Origin of the sequence: Paraburkholderia dilworthii (assembly GCF_000472525.1) — a bacterium.
Classification (GTDB): domain Bacteria; phylum Pseudomonadota; class Gammaproteobacteria; order Burkholderiales; family Burkholderiaceae; genus Paraburkholderia; species Paraburkholderia dilworthii.
In genome coordinates this window covers 464,692-482,071 of record NZ_AWZT01000001.1, presented here as the reverse complement: position 1 = coordinate 482,071, position 17,380 = coordinate 464,692, and the positions used below count along the sequence as shown (strand labels likewise).

15 protein-coding genes and 1 pseudogene are annotated in these 17,380 nt (G+C 62.2%); 4 read left to right on the top strand and 12 right to left on the bottom strand.

The annotated features are described in order from the left end of the window. Nucleotides 1-144: 144 nt before the first annotated feature. The 6 genes and pseudogenes from F759_RS0102545 to F759_RS0102520 all read right to left on the bottom strand — a co-directional run bounded on the left by F759_RS0102545 (nucleotide 145) and on the right by F759_RS0102520 (nucleotide 6,204). Nucleotides 145-699 (bottom strand): carboxymuconolactone decarboxylase family protein, encoded by a 555-nt coding sequence (locus F759_RS0102545; RefSeq protein ID WP_027798451.1) that lies wholly within the window; start codon nucleotides 697-699, stop codon nucleotides 145-147. A gap of 71 nt (nucleotides 700-770) precedes the next feature. After that, nucleotides 771-2,098, bottom strand: a pseudogene (locus F759_RS37185) (aspartate aminotransferase family protein). Nucleotides 2,099-2,130: 32 nt separating this feature from the next. Next, entirely contained in the window at nucleotides 2,131-3,195 is a 1,065-nt protein-coding gene (locus F759_RS0102535; RefSeq protein ID WP_027798450.1) for a C45 family autoproteolytic acyltransferase/hydolase, read from the bottom strand. Between the two features lie 113 nt (nucleotides 3,196-3,308). Continuing rightward, nucleotides 3,309-4,163 carry a MurR/RpiR family transcriptional regulator gene (locus F759_RS0102530; protein WP_027798449.1) on the bottom strand — a complete coding sequence of 285 codons (855 nt, stop codon included), beginning with the start codon at nucleotides 4,161-4,163 and terminating at the stop codon, nucleotides 3,309-3,311. Nucleotides 4,164-4,388: 225 nt separating this feature from the next. Then, a complete protein-coding gene (locus tag F759_RS0102525) occupies nucleotides 4,389-4,793 on the bottom strand; it encodes a DMT family transporter (protein WP_244438776.1) in 405 nt (134 codons plus the stop codon). Next, the gene (locus F759_RS0102520; RefSeq protein WP_027798447.1) at nucleotides 4,780-6,204 is read right to left on the bottom strand and encodes a UbiA family prenyltransferase; all 1,425 of its coding nucleotides are present in this window, start codon (nucleotides 6,202-6,204) and stop codon (nucleotides 4,780-4,782) included. Before F759_RS0102520 ends, F759_RS0102525 begins: the two co-directional genes overlap by 14 nt. Before the next feature lie 284 nt (nucleotides 6,205-6,488). On the opposite strand from F759_RS0102520, the gene F759_RS0102515 reads away from it, so the two are divergent. Together F759_RS0102515 and F759_RS0102510 are read left to right on the top strand one after the other, a co-directional pair. Next, nucleotides 6,489-7,661 carry a hypothetical protein gene (locus tag F759_RS0102515; protein WP_152530571.1) on the top strand — a complete coding sequence of 391 codons (1,173 nt, stop codon included), beginning with the start codon at nucleotides 6,489-6,491 and terminating at the stop codon, nucleotides 7,659-7,661. A 292-nt stretch (nucleotides 7,662-7,953) separates the two neighbouring features. Further along, the gene (locus F759_RS0102510) at nucleotides 7,954-9,522 is read left to right on the top strand and encodes a sensor domain-containing diguanylate cyclase (protein WP_027798445.1); all 1,569 of its coding nucleotides are present in this window, start codon (nucleotides 7,954-7,956) and stop codon (nucleotides 9,520-9,522) included. Between the two features lie 24 nt (nucleotides 9,523-9,546). Here F759_RS0102510 and F759_RS0102505 read toward each other — a convergent pair whose 3' ends face one another. Together F759_RS0102505 and F759_RS0102500 are read right to left on the bottom strand one after the other, a co-directional pair. Next, nucleotides 9,547-10,005 carry a DUF2846 domain-containing protein gene (locus tag F759_RS0102505; protein WP_027798444.1) on the bottom strand — a complete coding sequence of 153 codons (459 nt, stop codon included), beginning with the start codon at nucleotides 10,003-10,005 and terminating at the stop codon, nucleotides 9,547-9,549. Continuing rightward, on the bottom strand, nucleotides 9,998-10,321 hold the full coding sequence (locus tag F759_RS0102500) for a hypothetical protein (protein ID WP_244438775.1): 324 nt from the start codon (nucleotides 10,319-10,321) through the stop codon (nucleotides 9,998-10,000). Before F759_RS0102500 ends, F759_RS0102505 begins: the two co-directional genes overlap by 8 nt. A gap of 328 nt (nucleotides 10,322-10,649) precedes the next feature. Between F759_RS0102500 and F759_RS0102495 the strand changes: the two genes are divergently transcribed. After that, on the top strand, nucleotides 10,650-10,928 hold the full coding sequence (locus F759_RS0102495) for a hypothetical protein (RefSeq protein ID WP_027798442.1): 279 nt from the start codon (nucleotides 10,650-10,652) through the stop codon (nucleotides 10,926-10,928). A gap of 67 nt (nucleotides 10,929-10,995) precedes the next feature. Here F759_RS0102495 and F759_RS0102490 read toward each other — a convergent pair whose 3' ends face one another. After that, complete coding sequence (locus tag F759_RS0102490) at nucleotides 10,996-13,278, bottom strand: amylo-alpha-1,6-glucosidase (RefSeq protein WP_027798441.1); 2,283 nt, start codon at nucleotides 13,276-13,278, stop codon at nucleotides 10,996-10,998. A 381-nt stretch (nucleotides 13,279-13,659) separates the two neighbouring features. Here F759_RS0102490 and F759_RS0102485 point away from each other — a divergent pair, with 381 nt between their 5' ends. Then, nucleotides 13,660-14,061, top strand: a complete 402-nt coding sequence (locus F759_RS0102485; protein ID WP_027798440.1) for a hypothetical protein — start codon at nucleotides 13,660-13,662, stop codon at nucleotides 14,059-14,061. 25 nt (nucleotides 14,062-14,086) lie between these two features. Here the strand turns inward: F759_RS0102485 and F759_RS0102480 are convergent, their stop codons facing one another. The 3 genes from F759_RS0102480 to F759_RS0102470 form a co-directional block, all read right to left on the bottom strand. Then, nucleotides 14,087-14,944, bottom strand: coding sequence for an alpha/beta fold hydrolase (locus tag F759_RS0102480; protein ID WP_209440467.1), 858 nt, complete (start codon nucleotides 14,942-14,944; stop codon nucleotides 14,087-14,089). Nucleotides 14,945-15,157: 213 nt separating this feature from the next. Then, nucleotides 15,158-16,210, bottom strand: coding sequence for a rod shape-determining protein (gene mreB, locus F759_RS0102475; RefSeq protein ID WP_027798438.1), 1,053 nt, complete (start codon nucleotides 16,208-16,210; stop codon nucleotides 15,158-15,160). A 195-nt stretch (nucleotides 16,211-16,405) separates the two neighbouring features. Continuing rightward, nucleotides 16,406-17,065 (bottom strand): alpha/beta hydrolase, encoded by a 660-nt coding sequence (locus F759_RS0102470; protein WP_027798437.1) that lies wholly within the window; start codon nucleotides 17,063-17,065, stop codon nucleotides 16,406-16,408. Nucleotides 17,066-17,380 lie beyond the last annotated feature (315 nt).

Below are 17,380 nucleotides of genomic sequence, written 5' to 3'. Positions count from 1 at the left end.
GCCCGGATGTTCCGCGGCTTTGGCATCGGTCGCGAGTGCGGCGCTGCGTGACAGGCGCGGACGTGGACCGACCTTCATCATAGGCGCTTCCGTGTGCCAATGCCGTGACGGCGCCAGCCGCGCGACGCCGCGACCTGTTGCGCGCTACTCGGCGAACGGCAGGCTCTGCTGGCCGATGGCGCGCATGCCGAACACGTTGAGCGTCATCGCGACGAGCGCGTAGTAGCCGAGCAGGCCCACGAGGTTGATCACCACCTGATGCCCGAAGCGCTCGACCGCCTTTGCAAAGATCGCGTCCGACACGCGTTTGGTGTCGTACAGCTCGCTCGCGAAGTCATGGATCAGCACGTCGTCCGGATCGGCAAAGCTGGGACGCCGGCCTTCGCGGATCAACTGGGCGTCCGCCTCGCGAATTCCCGCTTCGAGCGCAATCGGATAATGGATGTACCACTCGGCCTGCGCCTGCCAGCGCGCCGCCGTCACCAGAATGGCCAGCTCAGAGAGGCGCAGCGGCAAACCCGTGCGATAACGGCAGAACGCGCCGAGACGCTGGGCATGCTGCGCGAGTTCGGGGCTATGAATCCAGCCGAGAAACGGTCCGTTCAGATTGCCGCGCGGACCGGACACAATCTCGTCGAGAACAGCCTTCTGTTCGGGCGTTGCATCGGATATCTGAAATGGGGGCAAGCGCTCGGTCATCGTCGGTCTCGCAGGTTGAGGGTTTGAGAGTGCGGGGGCTGACATGGCGAATCGCGGATCGCCGCATGCGTTCAGAGCGCAGCCAGCGCGCGGTCGATCGCATCGGCCAGCCGGTTGACGATTTCTTCGATGTCGCGCGCGGTGCAGATAAACGGCGGCGCGAGCAACACATGATCGCCGATCTTGCCGTCGACCGTGCCGCCCATCGAATAGACCATCAGGCCGCGCGCGAACGCTTCGCGGCGTATCGCGGCGTGCAGCTTCAGGCCCGCGTCAAAAGGCGTCTTGCTGGCGCGCTCCTTGACCAGTTCAATACCGACAAAAAGCCCACGGCCGCGCACGTCGCCGATATGCGGATGTTGCGCATAGCGCTCTCGCAACAGGCCGCGCAGCTGTTCGCCGCGCGCCAGCACGTTGGACAGCAGGTTTTCTTCGGCGATCACGCGCTGCACTTCGAGCGCCGCGGCGCACGCCGTAGCATGACCGATATACGTATGGCATGCTGGAAAAAACCCGATCCGCCGACGATCGTCCGATAAATCCGGTCGCTCACGAGCGTTGCGCCGATCGGCTGATAGCCCGCACCCAGTCCCTTCGCGATGGTCAGGATGTCTGGCGCGACGCCGTCTTCCTCGCATGCGTACAGATAACCGGTGCGGCCCATGCCCGACATGATTTCGTCGAGGATCAGCAGCACGCCGTGGCGATCGCACACCGCGCGAATCTTGCGGAAGTATTCGCGCACGGGCGGCACTGCGCCCGCGATCGCGCCAACCACCGTTTCGGCGACGAAAGCCGCGACCGTATCGGCGCCGAGTTCGAGGATCTTCTGCTCCAGCTCGTCGGCGAGGCGCTGCGCGAATTCCGTTTCGCTTTCGTCGGCGCGCTGTTCGCGATACGCGTAACACGGGCTCACGTGATGCGCTTCGATCAGCATCGGCAGAAACGGCTCGCGCCGCCACGCGTTGCCGCCGATGGCGAGCGCCCCCAGCGTGTTGCCGTGATAGCTCTGCCGCCGCGCAATGAAATGGCGCCGCCGCGGCTCGCTCTTCTCTACGAAATATTGACGGGCAAGCTTCAGCGCGGCCTCGATCGCCTCGGAACCGCCCGACACGAAATACACATGCTCCAGCCCTTGCGGCGCGCTCGCGACGAGCCGCTCCGCGAGTTCCTCGGCGGGCTGGGTCGTGAAGAACGACGTGTGCGCGTAAGGCAACTGCTGCGCCTGCCGTTTGATTGCCCCTATCACGCGCTGGTTGCTGTGGCCGAGGCACGACACGGCGGCGCCGCCAGAGGCGTCGATATAACGTTTGCCGGTGGAGTCGATGATTTCGATGCCGTCGCCGGCGACGGCAACCGGCAACGACTGCTTCGGCGAACGATGAAATACGTTGGACATGGTTTGCACTCGTAGAGGATTGCGGTGGCCGCTCAGGAAGTGGGCGTGGACGTAGTGGATGTCGTACGGGAAATAAACGTCTCGAAGACGCGCTGCCCGTCGCGGACGACATGCATCGACACACCCGTGTCGCCGATTTCGAACAGCGCCGTTGCAAGCGTGTTCTCATCGTCAGGATCGCAACGGTCGTCGCGATAGATCGGCAAGCCCGATGGCGCGCGATCCTGCAGCATGGCGAGCAAGTCGTGCGCGTTCAGCGGACCGTCCGCGGCCCGCAACAACGCGTCCACGCGAAGCTGCCTGTCGCGCGACGAATCGGTCACGATCTGCGGCAGGGCTTCGCAACCTGGATGGACCATATGGTTCGCATGACCGGCGCGCGTGGCGACGCTTTGCACCGAATAACGCTGTGCGCTCGCTTCGACGCTGACAATGCGCGCGTCCTCGGCACAAGCTAGCGTGTGATGAAAACCGCTCGCAGCCGGTGCGTTGCGCAGCACGCGCAGCGCCTCATCGAGCGACGCGGCATCGAGCACTGCGCGAGCGACGATCATGCGCGGCACGCCGGCCGCGGGAATGCGAATCCGCAGATTGTTGATCGTCTGAACGAGACCCGCGCGGTTGGCCGCGAACGTGTGTCCGGGCAGCGAGCCGGGGTAGTAGAAGCTCACGAAGCACGGCTTGCCGACGGGCCTTACGTCGACCAATGCACAGCGCTCGCGCAGAAACGGGTCACCGTCTTCGTTGTGGGCGATAAAGCGCGTGTCGCGTTCGACCGCCGCAAGCGTCGTGCAGCCGTCCGGTGCGTTATGTGTCAGTTCGCCGCGGCAGTTCCACAGCAGGACGTCGTCGGCAGACCAGCCCAAGCCGGCCGCCATCCCCTCGAGTTCAGTCAGCAATGCCGGGAAGTGAGCGCGGGCGGCGTCACGCAGCGCACGCACGAACGGAGCGCCGCGCCAGCGGCGAACCGCTCGCCATGCGCTGCTTTGCTCCATATAACCGGCGAACACGGGCCTCGCCAGTTCGCCCAGGCGATAGCCGATTTCATACGGCTCGCCGCTTACCTCGTATAGCTCCAAACCTCGCGCGAATTCCACGGCTTGCACTCATTCAACAATCGATATGCATTTATACTTTTAAACAACATATGTTGTCAAACGGCACGAAGCGGCAACAAGGGCACGACAGGCAATTTCACGAGCGGATTACATCAAGGCACGTACGCGCCTTTGGCATGCAGCGACTGCTCGGCGATGCTCAACTGTTCGACGGCGTCGGCGCCTTCGAGCGCGAGCAGATGCGCGACGAGCGATTCGGCGATCGCCGTGGCGGCGACCAGCGATGGGAAGAACGACGGGCTCTCGTGCGAGAAGATCAGCACCTTGTCGGCATTGAGTGCGATCGGCGAAACGGCGCTGTCGGTAATGGCAATGAGTTTGCTGCCTTTTTCGAGCGCGGCTTCTGCGACGCGCGCGGCTTCGACCGAATACGGCGCGAAGCTGATGACGATGGTAGCGCTATCGCGCTGCACCGTGCGCAGTTGCATTTCGAGCGTGCCGGCCTCGCCGCCGAGCAGCGACACCGACGAGCGGAACAGCCGGTAGCCGTACACGAGGCCGAACGCGACCGGGTAGCAGGAGCGGAAGCCGCCCACATGAACATGCGGTGCCCGCCGCAGCAGTCGCGCAGCCTCTACGATCACGCGGCCGTTGTGGGCGGCGGTGACTTCGAGATTGTGTTGTTGTGCGACGAGCAGATCGTTGGCGAGCGCGTCCTTCGATTTGACGAGCGAGCGCGCGCGGCTCGTCAGCGGCTCGGGGCGCGTGCGCACGCGCGCGACGAACAGGTTGCGCAGTTCGTTCCAGCCGGGAAAGCCCAGTTGCTGCGACAAACGCACCAGCGACGCGGGCTGCACCTGCGCGCGCTCGGCGACCTTGCGCATCGACGAGACCGCGACTTCGTCCGGATGATCGAGCAGGAATGCCGCGCCCATCTGGAATTGCGGGCTCAGTTCAGAGAAGCGCGCCCGGATCAGGGCGGCGAGCTGGTCGAAACTGTCTGGCATGCGATGGTCCGGCGGAGGGTTGAGAGGCGTGACAACAAATGTTACCACTGGGGATGGGGGGGAACGGGGTGCAGGACGGGCTGATGGGAGGACGGTTCGATATGCGTTTGTTGCGAATGTTTGGGGGCGCGCGGCAGCAGGCGGGTTCGTTGCAACCTTTGATCCGCCCCATCGTCAGTTCGCCAGGTTATGCGGCGCATCTAATGGGCCAGCCGCAAGGCACTCTCACGGCCGAACCGGTGCTGGCGCCGGGAGATACAGCAGCAGGACGCTGGCGAACAGAAGCGCCGCGCCCGCCAAGGTACGCAGCGATACCGCCTCGCCGGAAAAAAAGCCGAACAACAGGATTTCCAGGATCGTTACCGCGACCATCAATGGATAGGCAACGCTGAGTTCAACGCGCCTTAGTGCCAGCGCATAAAACAGGAATCCAGCTCCGTATGCACCAATTGCCGCCATCCGTAAAAGCAAGGGTCGGCTAGCAAACCCTGCTATCAATACCTCTCCTTGAGCAATGACTATTTTCCCGGCCACACGCAACAAAATACTGGCCATCGCGCTAAAAGTACCGCTCAGAAAAAGAAATAAATAGGACATAGGAACGGAAGGGAACCAGTCAAATAGCGACAATAACTGTCGTGATGCAAAGGCCGATGACCAGCATGCTCAGCCGGTCCTTGATTGCAAACACGATTGGATCGTCGTGCATCTGGCCGCGGAATGCAAGCATCCAGACCCGGCTGATCCAGTACAACAAAAGGCCGAACAAGAACCAAAGGGCGTGTGGATGATGATACAGGATGCTGATTTCGGAAGAGTTCATGTAGAGCGCAAGGACCAGCACGGCAAGGTATCCGGAGGCGGTACCGAATGAACGCAGGATCCCCAGGTCTTGAGTGATATAACCGCGCCCTGCTACCGCGCATTCGCCGTCTCGCAACAGGAGTGCATCGAGTTCGGTGTAGCGCTTGACCATCGCAAGGCTCAGGAAGATAAGTACTGAAAACATGATCAACCAATGCGAAAGCGGAATGTCGTCGGCCGCGCCGCCAGCGGCAATACGCACGGTGTACAACACGGCGAGCGTAAAGACGTCGACGAGCATCATGCGCTTGAGCGCGAACGAATAAGCAACGGTCGCGACGAAATAACACGCCAGCACCAGGCCGAATTCAGAAGGCAGCAAAACCGTCAGCGCGGCGCTTGCCGCGAGCAGCGCAAGCGTCAGAAAAATACCGAACGTCAGCGATAGCTGGCCTGACGCGAACGGCCGGTTGCGCTTGCGTACGTGACGCCGGTCGGCATCGAGATCGAGCATGTCGTTCAGCAAATACACGGATGACGCGCAAAAGCTAAAGGACAAAAAGGCGATGCCTTCGGCGATGATGGAATTGACATCGGTGAAGCGATGCGACGCCAGCAGCGGCACGAAGATGAGCAGATTCTTGACCCACTGATGAACCCGCATTTCCTTGATGACGAGGCGCACGAAGGAACGTTTCTGCTCGAAGAAAAGAATCGTATTGTTGACCTTCTGCGCCGCGGCAGCGATATGACGGCTTCCCACGACAATCGCCCTGCGTGCCTGCTCCCAGACGGCGACATCGGCGAGCGCGTTGCCGCAGTAATCGAAGCCACCGACACCGAATTCCGCCGATAGCGCGCCTGCCTTGTTTTTGCCGGACAGATTACGCGCCTCGTTGCTCGCCATGACACCTTTGAAAAAGCCGAAGTGAGTGGCGACTTGTTCCGCGAATCGTTGATTCGATGCAGTGCAAAGGTACAGGTCGCGCCCGTTCGACTGTTCCTCGCGCAAAAACTCGACAAACCTCGGGTCGTACGGAAGCACCGACACATCGATTGCCACGCGCGAAGCAATCTGTGCTTTCAGATTCGCCTTGCCTCGCAGTAACCACACGATGCAGTAGAACGCATAGAGAGGATTTCTTTTAAAAAGAACGAGAAAAGACTCAACAAGAAGATCGGTGCACGTCAGCGTCCCGTCGAGATCGACACACAGGGGAATGCTTGCATCGGACATGCTTTACCTCGGGCTGTCGTCGGCAGTTTTGCTTGTATGCCGACGCAACGAACAGTCGGCCTATGAACAGCCTGCTTAGGGTGATTTGCATACGATAGTACGCGGCTTATCGTTTCTATCCGTGCGATAGGCCACCTTCATCGTCCCGAAAAACAGGGAACATCAGCCAGTGCAGTTCTTTTGCTCCGGGTATTCCTGCGGGGACACGCGGCCACATGCGGCGACTGCGGTAGGAAAGATGCCTGGCGCCTTGCCAGCAATCCATCTTGTTGGAGGAAGCCTTGTTGAACGAACCACTTTCCCGTCCGGGCATTCGCTGGCTTTTTCTCGCTTTCATCTATTTCGTGGTGGCTTCCGCGTCCTTCAGCGGCTTCTTCACAAAGTGGCAGTTTCGCGAGGACATGCCAGCTCTGTTTGCGACCGAGGCGTCGCTCCCTGCGATGGTCGACGGAACCGCCGACCGCCCGTATGTATACCGGCAACTATTGCCGCTCATTGCCAACAGCATTGAGCACGCGCTGCCGGTCAGCGTCCGTGATCACGCCACCGCTATATTGTTCGACAAAAAGCGCAACTATCGTCCCATTGCACAGTTCTACCCAAATGCCGTCGACGCCCGCAACCCCCAATACGCCCTACGCTATTACCTGATCTATGCCATGTCATTCGCGTCGCTTCTGCTGGCGATGTTCGCCTTGCGCGCGGTATGCATCGACATGCAGCCCAACCGGGTTGCCGCCACGCTGGCGCCGATCGCCTTTGCAGCGATCCTGCCGCTTATCCTCACCGTTGGCGGCTATTTCTATGATCCGCCGGAGCTTCTTTTCATGGCGATAGCGGTGTGGTTATCAATGCGAGGGCGGGTGTTATGGCTCATTGCGATTACCGCACTGGCGACGTTGAACAAGGAGTCTTTTTTCTTTTTCATCCTCACCTTGTTCCCGTTCTTGCGCTCCCGATTTTCGGTTAAAGCAACGTTGACTCTCCAGTGCGTGTTGCTGGTCGTCGCAGCGGCGGTCAACGTGGTGATCAAGCTGAAGTACGCGCACAACGGCGGCGGCGTCGTGACATACCACCTGATGCAGAATCTCGTTTTCCTTACCCATCCGTCGAGTTACATAGGCTTCGAATACAACTACGGCATTCCAATGACCAAGGGCTTCCATGTGATCAATATCGTTTTGGTCGCGGCGCTCGTGCGCACCGCGTGGGGCAAACTTTTGCCGGCCGTGCGACAGCATTTGAAGATTGCGCTGCTGGTTAATGTGCCGTTATTCCTGGCGTTTTGCTATCCCGGAGAATTACGCAACTTCAGTATGTTGAACGTCGGGTTCGTGATCACTATCTGCGTCAGCATTGCTGCGTATCTCGACCGGAGTTATCGAGCGCTACCTGCGACCGCGGTGCCCGTGGGCGCAGCCCCCGAAAGCACGGTGCCTGCAGTCGCGGGTCCGTAAGCGCGCAAACAGCGATACCATGATGATTTAACCGTACCGCTTAATCCGTTGGCATTAGCGTCGAAGATCCGCCGGTCTTGCTTAGCGAAACTGGACCATGTCGCGACAGGGACTTGATCGGGTCGATCAGCGTGTTGACCGCGATTAACTCATTGTGCCCAAAGAGCCTGGTTCCAGGACCACATCGCCAACCCCGCACACTCCACCTCCGGGCAATTCCCCATAAAGAACCGCTCCGCCTCGCCGTTAAGACAAGGAACATAGCTCCGCCCCGCACTGACCGAGCGGCATCATGGCAGCAAATCTTTCCGTTTCGAAGTCGATTCTCGCGACTCCGCCCGAACTGGGCGCAGCCGTATCGCCATCTATCCGCGCGCGCCTGCTGTCGACGCTTTTCGACAACCGATGGCCCCTGCTCATGTCAGTGGTCGCCAGTACGTTCGTCGCCGTGGTGGCCTATATGCGCCTGCATCAGCCGTGGGCGATCGTCTGGCTACTCTCCGACGCGTGGGTTTTGCTAGGACGCCTGAGCGTCATCCACGCGTACGCCGCGCATGGCCGCAAAGGTGCGGTCAATCCGCGTCCGTGGGCCGCGGCTTACGCTCCATTGTGCCTCGCTACGAGCCTCATGCTCGGACTGGGGACGATGGGATGCGTCAGCACCGCCGACACTACTCTGGCATCGCTCGCGATCATGGTCGCATCGGGCACGCTCGGCGGAGTCGCTTCGAGGAACGCCGCGGTCCCGCGCCTTGCGATCGCGCAGATATGCGTCGTGTCGATACCCATCGGGTTTGGCGCACTGCTCTCGCCCACCGACGGTTCCTGGATACTCGTGCCGCCTCTGCTTCTCTACGTCGGCGCAATGACGTCTATCGTGCAGCGCCACTACCGGGGACTCGTCGCTCTGATGATCGCGGAGCAGAATCATGCCGAGCTCGCGGCGCGCTTCGACGCCGCGCTCACGCACATGCCGCACGGGTTGTGCACCATCGACCGGTCGGGAAAAGTCGTCATTGCAAATAGCCGCACCGCGCAGTTGTTCGGCACGACCGTCGACATGCTGAAACTGAACGTGCCGCTTCCCGAGTTCATCTGCCATGTCGGCTTTGTGCACTTCGGCGAGACGCTGCGCGCGCATTTCATGGAAAGATGCACCGCCTGGCTGCAAGAAAAACGGCGACCCCTCACGCTGGAACTACGTAACGGCCGTCACCTGGAATTGACGCGAAATCCTGTGCCCGACGGCAGCGCCGTCGTCATCATCGAGGACGTGACCGAACGCAGGCAAAGCGAAGCCAGGGTGCTGTATCTGGCTCGCCACGACTCGCTCACCGGACTCGCGAACCGGCGCGAACTGCGCGAGCGTCTGGAGAAGATTCTTTTGCGAACGCACTCCCACAGCGATACGCGGACCGCCGTTCTATACCTCGATCTCGACGGCTTCAAGCAGGTCAACGACCGGCACGGCCATACCGCCGGCGACGAGGTTCTGGAGACGGTGGCAGCGCGCCTGAAACAGTCGCTCCGGCACGGCGAATTCGCCGCGCGCCTCGGCGGTGACGAGTTTGCCGTCATCGTCGAAGATGCAGCGCTGCCTTCGATCGTTGCGATTGCGCAGCGTGTGATCCGCGAAATAGCGAAGCCGTATTCTCTGGTGCCGGGCGGCATGATCAGTATCGGCACGAGCATCGGTATTGCGCTGGCCGAGCCGCACGAACCCGTCGACGAGCTGATCAGGCGCGCCGACGAGGCGATGTACAGCGCAAAGAAGGCGGGGAAAGGCACCTATCGGATATCCCGCGTGCAAATCGAGCTGGAGCCGGATGCCGATTGGGATGCGAGCATCGGTACTGCTTGAGCGCGCATCCCCGAAGCGGTTGTTTTATTTTTGCGCGGCCGTAGTCGGAGCCGCAACGTAATGCAGATCTTCGAGGTTCTTCAATGCTTCATCGGGCGATTCGATCGACGGGATGATCCGCCCGACCAGCAGTCCGAATCCCACACTGGTTTTCACGTATTTCGTTTCACCGGCGTCGAGCTTGAAAGACACAGTCTTTTCGGTCTCGGTTGCGGTGGACACGACATACTGACCAGCGGGCTCGTCGACATAGAAGAATCCACCCGGCTGCGATTTTCCGACCGGATTGCCGTTCACCTTGATGGAGGGCTGCAACGCGGCGCCGATCATCGAGCTGGAACGGTAAAAATAAATTCGGCCTTGCGCCTCTTTCAACGTGGGAATGGAAGACGCCACTTCCTTGTACTGCGGACCGCTGGCGCAGCCCGACGCGACAAACGCCACGAACACGCCCGCTGCTACTGTTTTCAACAACTTAGTCATCGGTTCTCTCGATTGTTATGGGTTGGGGAGGATTCAATGGGGAAAAACGGGATTCGCCGGGCAAAAAGAAACCGACCAGGGTATTCGCTTTCGTGACCAGATACGCCTCGTGAACCTGGCGGCCTTCGATAGTGAAAACAAAACCCACCGGTCGAAGCACATTGCCTTGCGAGATGTGTCCCACTGGCCGCCACGACGAACCCGCGCGCACTTCGCGCGAGTAGCCCGACGCGAGACGTACAGAAACCGGCTTCACCACGCGAACCCGCGGCTGTACCGCGACAAGCGGTGTGAACTCGGTGCTCTGGACTGGCATGGAAGGCGCGCATGCGCAAAGCATCGCTACGGCAAACGCTGAGGGGAGGACTACTTTGAGGCTGACCACAATGAACGTTTTCCTTATCGTGTCCCGGCAATGCAATATCGGCACGATTAAGCGAAAACTTAAGCCTGTCCACCGAACAGCAACCGCATTCGAGCGTGGTGGGCAAGTCAGCGCTGGCTGTCCGGCGCGCAATGAAAACGGAGTATTTCCCCCCGATTGACCCGTCTTCCGGCGTGCGCTAAGAATTCACTATGCATATCCGCCGATGCAGATGCGCGGCGTCGCGCGCGATAGCCGAACTCAGGCCGAGGAAGCCATCATGCCCACGAGACTCTTCGCAATTTTTGCATTGGCGCTCGGCCTGGCAGTAACGGCCCACGCGCAGGGCACGGGCGCTGGCCGCCCGCGTGCAGACGTGGGCTCGACTAGCAACAGCGCGAGGCCTCAAGCGCCGGCTTCCACGCCGACGACGGGCAGCACGTCGCTACTGCCGGGCACCGGTATCATCGTTGCACCAGACGACGGCGGGCGGCCGCCGCGTCCCGAGGCATCGCCCGGCACGCCCGGCAATCCCAGCGGCCTGAAGAAGCCCGATTGAAGCCCGGCCGTTGGCCGACGGGATCAGTCCGCCAACGGCCGCGCCGCCGCAATCGGTGCACGTGATGTCAGAGAAGCGCTACAACCCGCACATCGCCCTGCTCGGCCGAGGCCACCACCTTCTCGCTGATGCGGCGGAACGTGATCGACACCGATGCGTCGCCCACCTTCAGATCGCCGAGTTCGAGCCAGTCGATGCCTTCGGGCAGCATCGGCTGCTCGATCAACACTTCGCGGCGTTCGGCGTCGATCGTGATGCCGAGGCACGCCTCCAGCATCATGAAAGGCGAGCCCGCTGCCCAGGCTTGCGGGAGGCAGGCGACCGGATAGGCGGTGGGCGGCTCGCCGCGTCGGCGTAGGAATCCGCAGAACAACTCCGGCAGGCGCATGTCGAAATTGACCGCCGCCTGGAACAGCGCTTGCAGCAATCGCACCGCCGCTGCCTTGCCGCCGTAACGAGAAAGCCCGCGCGCGCAGATTGCGTTGTCATGCGGCCAGACCGAGCCGTTGTGATACGCCATTGGATTGAAGCGCGACTGGCTCGCGGCCAGCGTGCGCACACCCCAGCCGGTGTGAAACAGCGTGGAGTCGAGCGCCCGCACGACTGCTTCGCCGCGCTCGCGCGAAGGCAAACCGAAAGCCAGCAGGTGGCCGGCGTTCGACGCCATCACACGGCACAGTTCGCCGTGGCCGTCGAGCGCGATGCCGTAGAAGCCCGACTCTTCCATCCAGAACTTCTCTTCGACGCACTCGCGCAATTTCTTCGAGCGCGCCTTGTACTGCGCGGCCGCGTCGTGCAGGCCGCGCAGCTTCGCGTAATGCGCCATCGTGTCGAATGCGGCGCTTGCATAGGCCTGCACTTCGACCAGTGCAATCGGGCCATCGGGGAAGCGGCCATCCGCATGGAACACCGAATCGTGGCTGTCCTTCCAGCCCTGGTTGGCAAGCCCGCCGTCCGACTCGCGCTGATAGTCGAGCAGCCCATAACGGTTCTTGTCGCATACACCCGCGACCCAGCCGGCCGCGCGCTCGAGCGCGGGCCACAGTTCGTCGATCAGCGCGACATCGCCGGTGCGGGCCGCATAGGCGCCCGCCAGCACGATGAAAAGCGGCGTGGTGTCGACGCCGCCGTAATACAGCGCGAACGGCACTTCGCCGGTGGCCGCCATTTCGCCCTTGCGCATTTCATGCATGATCTTGCCCGGCGCGGCATCGCGAAACGGCGAGTTCTCGCGCGCCTGATGCTCGGCAAGAAAACGCAGCACGCCCGCTGCAAGTTGCGGCTGCAACCAGAGGGTTTGCAACGACGTAATCACGGCGTCGCGCCCGAACGGCGTGGAGAACCACGGAATGCCCGCATACGGATACGGTCCGGTCGTGAGGTCGGTGGTCAACAAGCCGAGGTCCGCGAGCGAGCGGTCGATCCACGCATTGAAGAGCGGATTGCTCGAACGCACGCGCGCGGTCACGCGCCGCCGTTCGCGCATGACGAGGTGCGCATCGACCAGTGCCGCGCGCACCGCGGCGCGGCCGACGCGCGGCCGCTCGGTGTCGATCTGCGACATATGCGCTTCGCTCACAGGATGAGTCGGCGACGACACGCCTGCGCCCGGCGCATCCGGCGTTTTCGCGATCACTTGAACCGCAACCGACAGATAGATCGACACGCAGGCCTGGGCCGGCAGCTTGACCGTATAGTCGGCGCGATCGGCGAACAACTTGTCGGGCTGCGGCGCGAATGCGATCTGCACATTGCGCGCCACATCGTCGAGGCCGACGTAGCCAAGCAGCACTTCGTCGTTCTCGACGCGCGCCGGCTCGATACGCCCCTGCTTCGCGCGCTTCAGACCGCGCACTTCGAACATGTCGCGAAAGTCGCTGGCAAAGGAAATGGACAGCGGCAGTATTGCGTCGCTTGCGCCGTAGTTGGTGAGCTCGATCGCTTCATTGAGCACGGTGCCCGACAGCACGCGCACGCGCTCGACGTGGATCACGCCTTCAGGCGTGCTGTCGCCGCCGAGCGGCGGCAACGGGCGGTTGGTGAGATGCGCGGTGAACGACGTGTTGTCGCTGCTGACGCTGCCCGAGAGCAGCGAAGGCGCGCGGCCCCCGAACGTGAGGCGCAGTTGCGAGAGCACGCGGGTATCGTTGACGAACAGGCCATCGTCGTGGCCGGTGATATCGCCGAGAGGATCGTTGACGATGAAGGTGTCGCCCGACTTCAGCACATGCTGGGTGGCGCTTGCAACGTTGAGGTTTTCCGTCGGGATGAATGCGCCGTCCGGCTCGGATTCACGATGATCGATTCCGCCCGAGTGGGACAGGCCGCCGAGGGCTTCAGGCTGCTGCATCAGGTTCGCTCCTATGGGTTCGCTGCTGCGTTTCGCTTCACTTGCGGTTGCCGCGGGTGGGTGCCCGGTCGCTTCCGATTGTAGAAGGTCTCGTCTCGTCAGACGAACTTATCACCGGGGAGTTTCGGTTTTTTTCCGTGGCACAGCACGTGCAGAGAGACGCCTCTTTGCGCCGGCAACCTCGCGCCGGCTTTCGCTTCGCCAAAGACTGGTTCGGGGCGCTAACAGCAACAATGTGTTGCTCTGGCTGGACTGAGTGTTCAACGGCACTTCTGAGATACTGCATTCGTGTTCTGCTTGCCCGGCGAACACATCGCTGTCTTTGGCCCGCCGCGCTTCGGCGGGCCTTTTTAATCAGCCAGAAGAACAGGAAGAACCCGAATGAACGCCTCTCTTGAAACGCTTTTTCCGGACCACGTCCATAGCGAAGACAGCGCCGTCAGCGCGCTGAACCACCAGGATATCGTCGTCGCGTTGTCGGCGGCTTTGAAGACACAGGACGTGGCGGTGTTGCACATGCTCTATCCGCGTACCGATGCACGCACGCATCGCAGCCTCGATGCGCTCGTCGATGTATTACACGGACACGGCTTGCATGAAGTCGCCGATCTGATCGCGCACGAGGCGCACTATCTGCTGTTCAAGGATCCGGCGAAAGCGTGGAAAGCCTTTCACGAAATTCGCAACGACTCGCTTGCGATCGGCGTGCATCTCTACTATCACGGTCTCGTCGGTGAAGCGGCGGAACACGCGCTCGACAAGGACGCGCATCGCAAGGCCTGAGCAATCGGCGTGAAAGGTCTGCGGGTCATCTGGCGCTCGTCGCGCGAATGAATTCGTCGATGTAACGATTGAAGGCCGAAGGATGCGCGAGATTCATGCCGTGCGACGCGCCGCGCACCGTTTCCCGGCGCGCATCGGGCAACCATGATTGCAGCGCGGCCGCGGTGCGTCGAAACATCTCCGGACTTTTTTCGCCGTCGATCAGCAGCACCGGGCAACGCACCTGCGCTGCTTCTTCGGGCACATAGGCAGGCAACGGATCGCGCAATTGCAGCGGGAGCGTGGCTGCGTTGTCGGTTGCCATGCGGCGAAAAGCCGGCGTGCTCATCGCCCAGAAACCGGGGCGGCTCACTGAATCGACGAACAGTTGCAAGCCCGTCTCCACGTCGCCGGCTTCGATCAGTCGCGCCGCTCTTGCACGCAATGCATTGACCGTTCCGGGCACGCTTGCGCTCGGGCGTCCCGCGATCTGGAACGGCCCGCCGGGATCGGCGAGCGTCAACGTGCGCACGTGCTGCGGGTGTCGTCGCGCGAAATGAAACGCGACGCAGCCGCCGCGCGAATGGCCGACCACGTGGGCCGCGCCCATGCCGAAACGCTCGATGAATTGCGCGAGCTCATCCGCATGTGCGCTCCAGCTGAACGGCGCGGCGGGCTCGATAGCGGTCATCGGCCAATAGTGCGTGAGGCTCACCGCGACGCAGCGGTAATGCTTCGAAAGCCCGGCGAGTTGCGGCTGCCAGTAACGGTAATCGCAAAGGGAGCCGTGCACGAACAGCAGCAGTTCGCCCTCGCCAGCCTGGACATAAGGCATGCGCAGACCGCTTTGCAGTTCGATGAATGACGCCGAAGCAATGGACGAAGTAGAAACGGATCGATTCACGGACGGTTCGGGACAGCGCAGCAATGCGGGGCGCGGCGCCGGTCGAATGAATTGGTGGACTAACAGGGGTGATTACCGGTCCCTACAATCGGGACGCGACGCGTATTGTCACATAGCCGCGCCATGCGCGTGACAGCCGGTAAGCTCGCGCCACGCGCGCTTACGGAAACCTGCCGTGTCGCGCAAAGAAGAACGCGGCGGGTTCGGCTCAACTCACTCGTAAGCGATTTCGTCGAGCAGGCCGGCAGCGGCTGCCGCGCCCGCGCCGCGCACCGCGCAGGTCAGCGGCTCGTCGGCTACGCGCACTTCGAGGCCGATCTCGTTGGTCAGGCGCCGCTCCAGATTGCCGAGCAGCGCGCCGCCGCCCGTCAGCACGATGCCGTTATGCGCAATGTCGGTGACGAGCTCGGCGGGCGCCATTTCCAGCCCGCGCTTCACCGCGCCGATCACCTGGCGCAACGGCCCTTCGATTGCATCGGCGATATCGTGGTTGCTCAGTTGCACCGTGCGCGGCAGACCGTCGTCGACGCTGCGCCCCGTCGCGTTCATGTGCTCGGCGGGCACATCGCGCACGGCCGAGCCAATGTTCTTCTTCACATGCTCGGCGGTCTGCTCGCCGAGCAGCACGCCATATAGATTGCGCACGTAGCTGATGATCGCCATGTCGAAACTGTCGCCGCCTACGCGGATCGAGCCGCTATACGCGGTGCCGCCGAGCGTGATCACGCCGACTTCAGTCGTACCGCCACCGATATCGACGACCATCGAGCCGGTCGCCTCCGACACCGGCAAGCCCGCACCGACCGCCGACGCCAGCGATTCGCCGATCAGACTCACCTTCCACGCGCCGGCCGCAACCGCCGCCTCCTTGATCGCGCGACGCTCGACTTGGGTCGCGCCCGCCGGCACGCACAGCGTGAATGCAGCGCGGCGGCTGAACAATTGCCGCGGGCGGGCCATGTCGACGAACTGCCGGATCATGTGCTCGGCAGCGGAGAAGTCGGCAATCACGCCGTGGCGCAGGGGCCGCACGGCTTCCAGATTGCGCGGCTCGCGGCCGAGAAGCTGGCGCGCCTCGGTGCCGACCGCCGCGACGCGTTTGGGCGCAGTGGAGTGATCTTTTTCGAAGCAGACAACCGACGGCTGGTTGAGCACGACGCCGCCATCGTCGGTATAGATAAGCGTGTTGGCCGTGCCGAGGTCTACGGTCACAGCCTGGCGGAACAGTCGGTCGAAAAGCGGGTGATGCGGCGTCGATGTGGCCATAAGGCTCTGTTGTGTCGCTCAGTAGCGTCGCTCAGTTGCGTCGTTAGCGCCCATGCACGACTGTGTGAAAAATGCGCCCCCGGTCACCCAGGCCGCGGATATTGCGCAGTCCCGCGGCGGGCGTGATTTTCGTGCTATGAGCAGTTAACGGCAAGCGGATCAATATCTTTAGGGCCGCTTTTCACGCGAACCGTATTAATCCCGCGACAACGCGCCCAGCGTGCGTTCTAGCGCCTGCTCGCCGAGTGCGACACCATCCGCGCTGATCGTGTGGCCGACGCCCGGCAACGCGTAGGCGTCGACGGTATAGCCGGCCGCGCTGAACGCGTCGGCGGCGTATTCGAGCTCCTGAACCGGAATCACCTCGTCTTCTTCGCCGTGGATCAACGTGAGCGGCGTGCCGTTATGCGCGACGACGGGCGAAGCAAGCCGCCCCGAATAGCCGACGACGCATGCGGCGCCCTCCGCGCTCGTCGCCACATGATGCAGCGCCATGATGGAACCTTGCGAAAAGCCGACGAGCGCAAGCCGCCCGAAAGCAAGCTGCCAATGCGCGAGTTCCGCTTCGAGCATGCGGCGCAGTGCAGCGTACGCGGTTGCCGAACGGGCCTCGCGGTTGCCTTCGCTGATGTCACGCAGACTGAACCACTGACGTCCGCCGAAACCGCCGTCGAAGGGATCCGTGCCGTCGAGCGACGTGAAGGCCACATCCGGCAAACGCTCGCTCCAGATGTCCGCGAGCGGCATCAGATCGCGCGCGTTGCTGCCCACGCCGTGCATCAGCACCACCAGCCCCTTCGCAGGCGCGCTCAGCGGCGCGCGCCGCCAGCCGTGTTCGAATTGTTCCCACACCATATTGGTTTCCTTTGCCCGGTTTAATTGCGGTTGATGGCGGCCGTCTCGCGCATCGCTCGACGCAGCAATATGCACTCTGGTTCGGCCCTAGCCGCGAGCATACGCTGTCGGCTTGCTCATGGCGCTTCCGCGTGCACGCGTCGGCGACGTCGGGAGATGAATACAGGTATCCTTTTGCGAGCATCCAGCGGACCCGCCGCCTCGCGCATACCTCACATGCCGCACATCGCTCGGCGTCACATAAGCGGCGCATGCCCATGTGGTCGCGCAGCAACGCAGGCGCACCGGCGCGCGAGGTCCGCGGCACATCGATCC

Excerpts from the sequence above, each read along its gene's own strand:
- F759_RS0102470 (WP_027798437.1), bottom strand. The coding sequence starts at position 17,065 with ATGGTGTGGGAACAATTCGAACACGGCTGGCGGCGCGCGCCGCTGAGC.
- mreB (WP_027798438.1), bottom strand. The coding sequence starts at position 16,210 with ATGGCCACATCGACGCCGCATCACCCGCTTTTCGACCGACTGTTCCGC.
- F759_RS0102510 (WP_027798445.1), top strand. The coding sequence starts at position 7,954 with ATGGCAGCAAATCTTTCCGTTTCGAAGTCGATTCTCGCGACTCCGCCC.
- F759_RS0102545 (WP_027798451.1), bottom strand. The coding sequence starts at position 699 with ATGACCGAGCGCTTGCCCCCATTTCAGATATCCGATGCAACGCCCGAA.
- F759_RS0102495 (WP_027798442.1), top strand. The coding sequence starts at position 10,650 with ATGCCCACGAGACTCTTCGCAATTTTTGCATTGGCGCTCGGCCTGGCA.
- F759_RS0102490 (WP_027798441.1), bottom strand. The coding sequence starts at position 13,278 with ATGCAGCAGCCTGAAGCCCTCGGCGGCCTGTCCCACTCGGGCGGAATC.
- F759_RS0102500 (WP_244438775.1), bottom strand. The coding sequence starts at position 10,321 with ATGCCAGTCCAGAGCACCGAGTTCACACCGCTTGTCGCGGTACAGCCG.
- F759_RS0102530 (WP_027798449.1), bottom strand. The coding sequence starts at position 4,163 with ATGCCAGACAGTTTCGACCAGCTCGCCGCCCTGATCCGGGCGCGCTTC.
- F759_RS0102520 (WP_027798447.1), bottom strand. The coding sequence starts at position 6,204 with ATGTCCGATGCAAGCATTCCCCTGTGTGTCGATCTCGACGGGACGCTG.
- F759_RS0102485 (WP_027798440.1), top strand. The coding sequence starts at position 13,660 with ATGAACGCCTCTCTTGAAACGCTTTTTCCGGACCACGTCCATAGCGAA.
- F759_RS0102505 (WP_027798444.1), bottom strand. The coding sequence starts at position 10,005 with ATGACTAAGTTGTTGAAAACAGTAGCAGCGGGCGTGTTCGTGGCGTTT.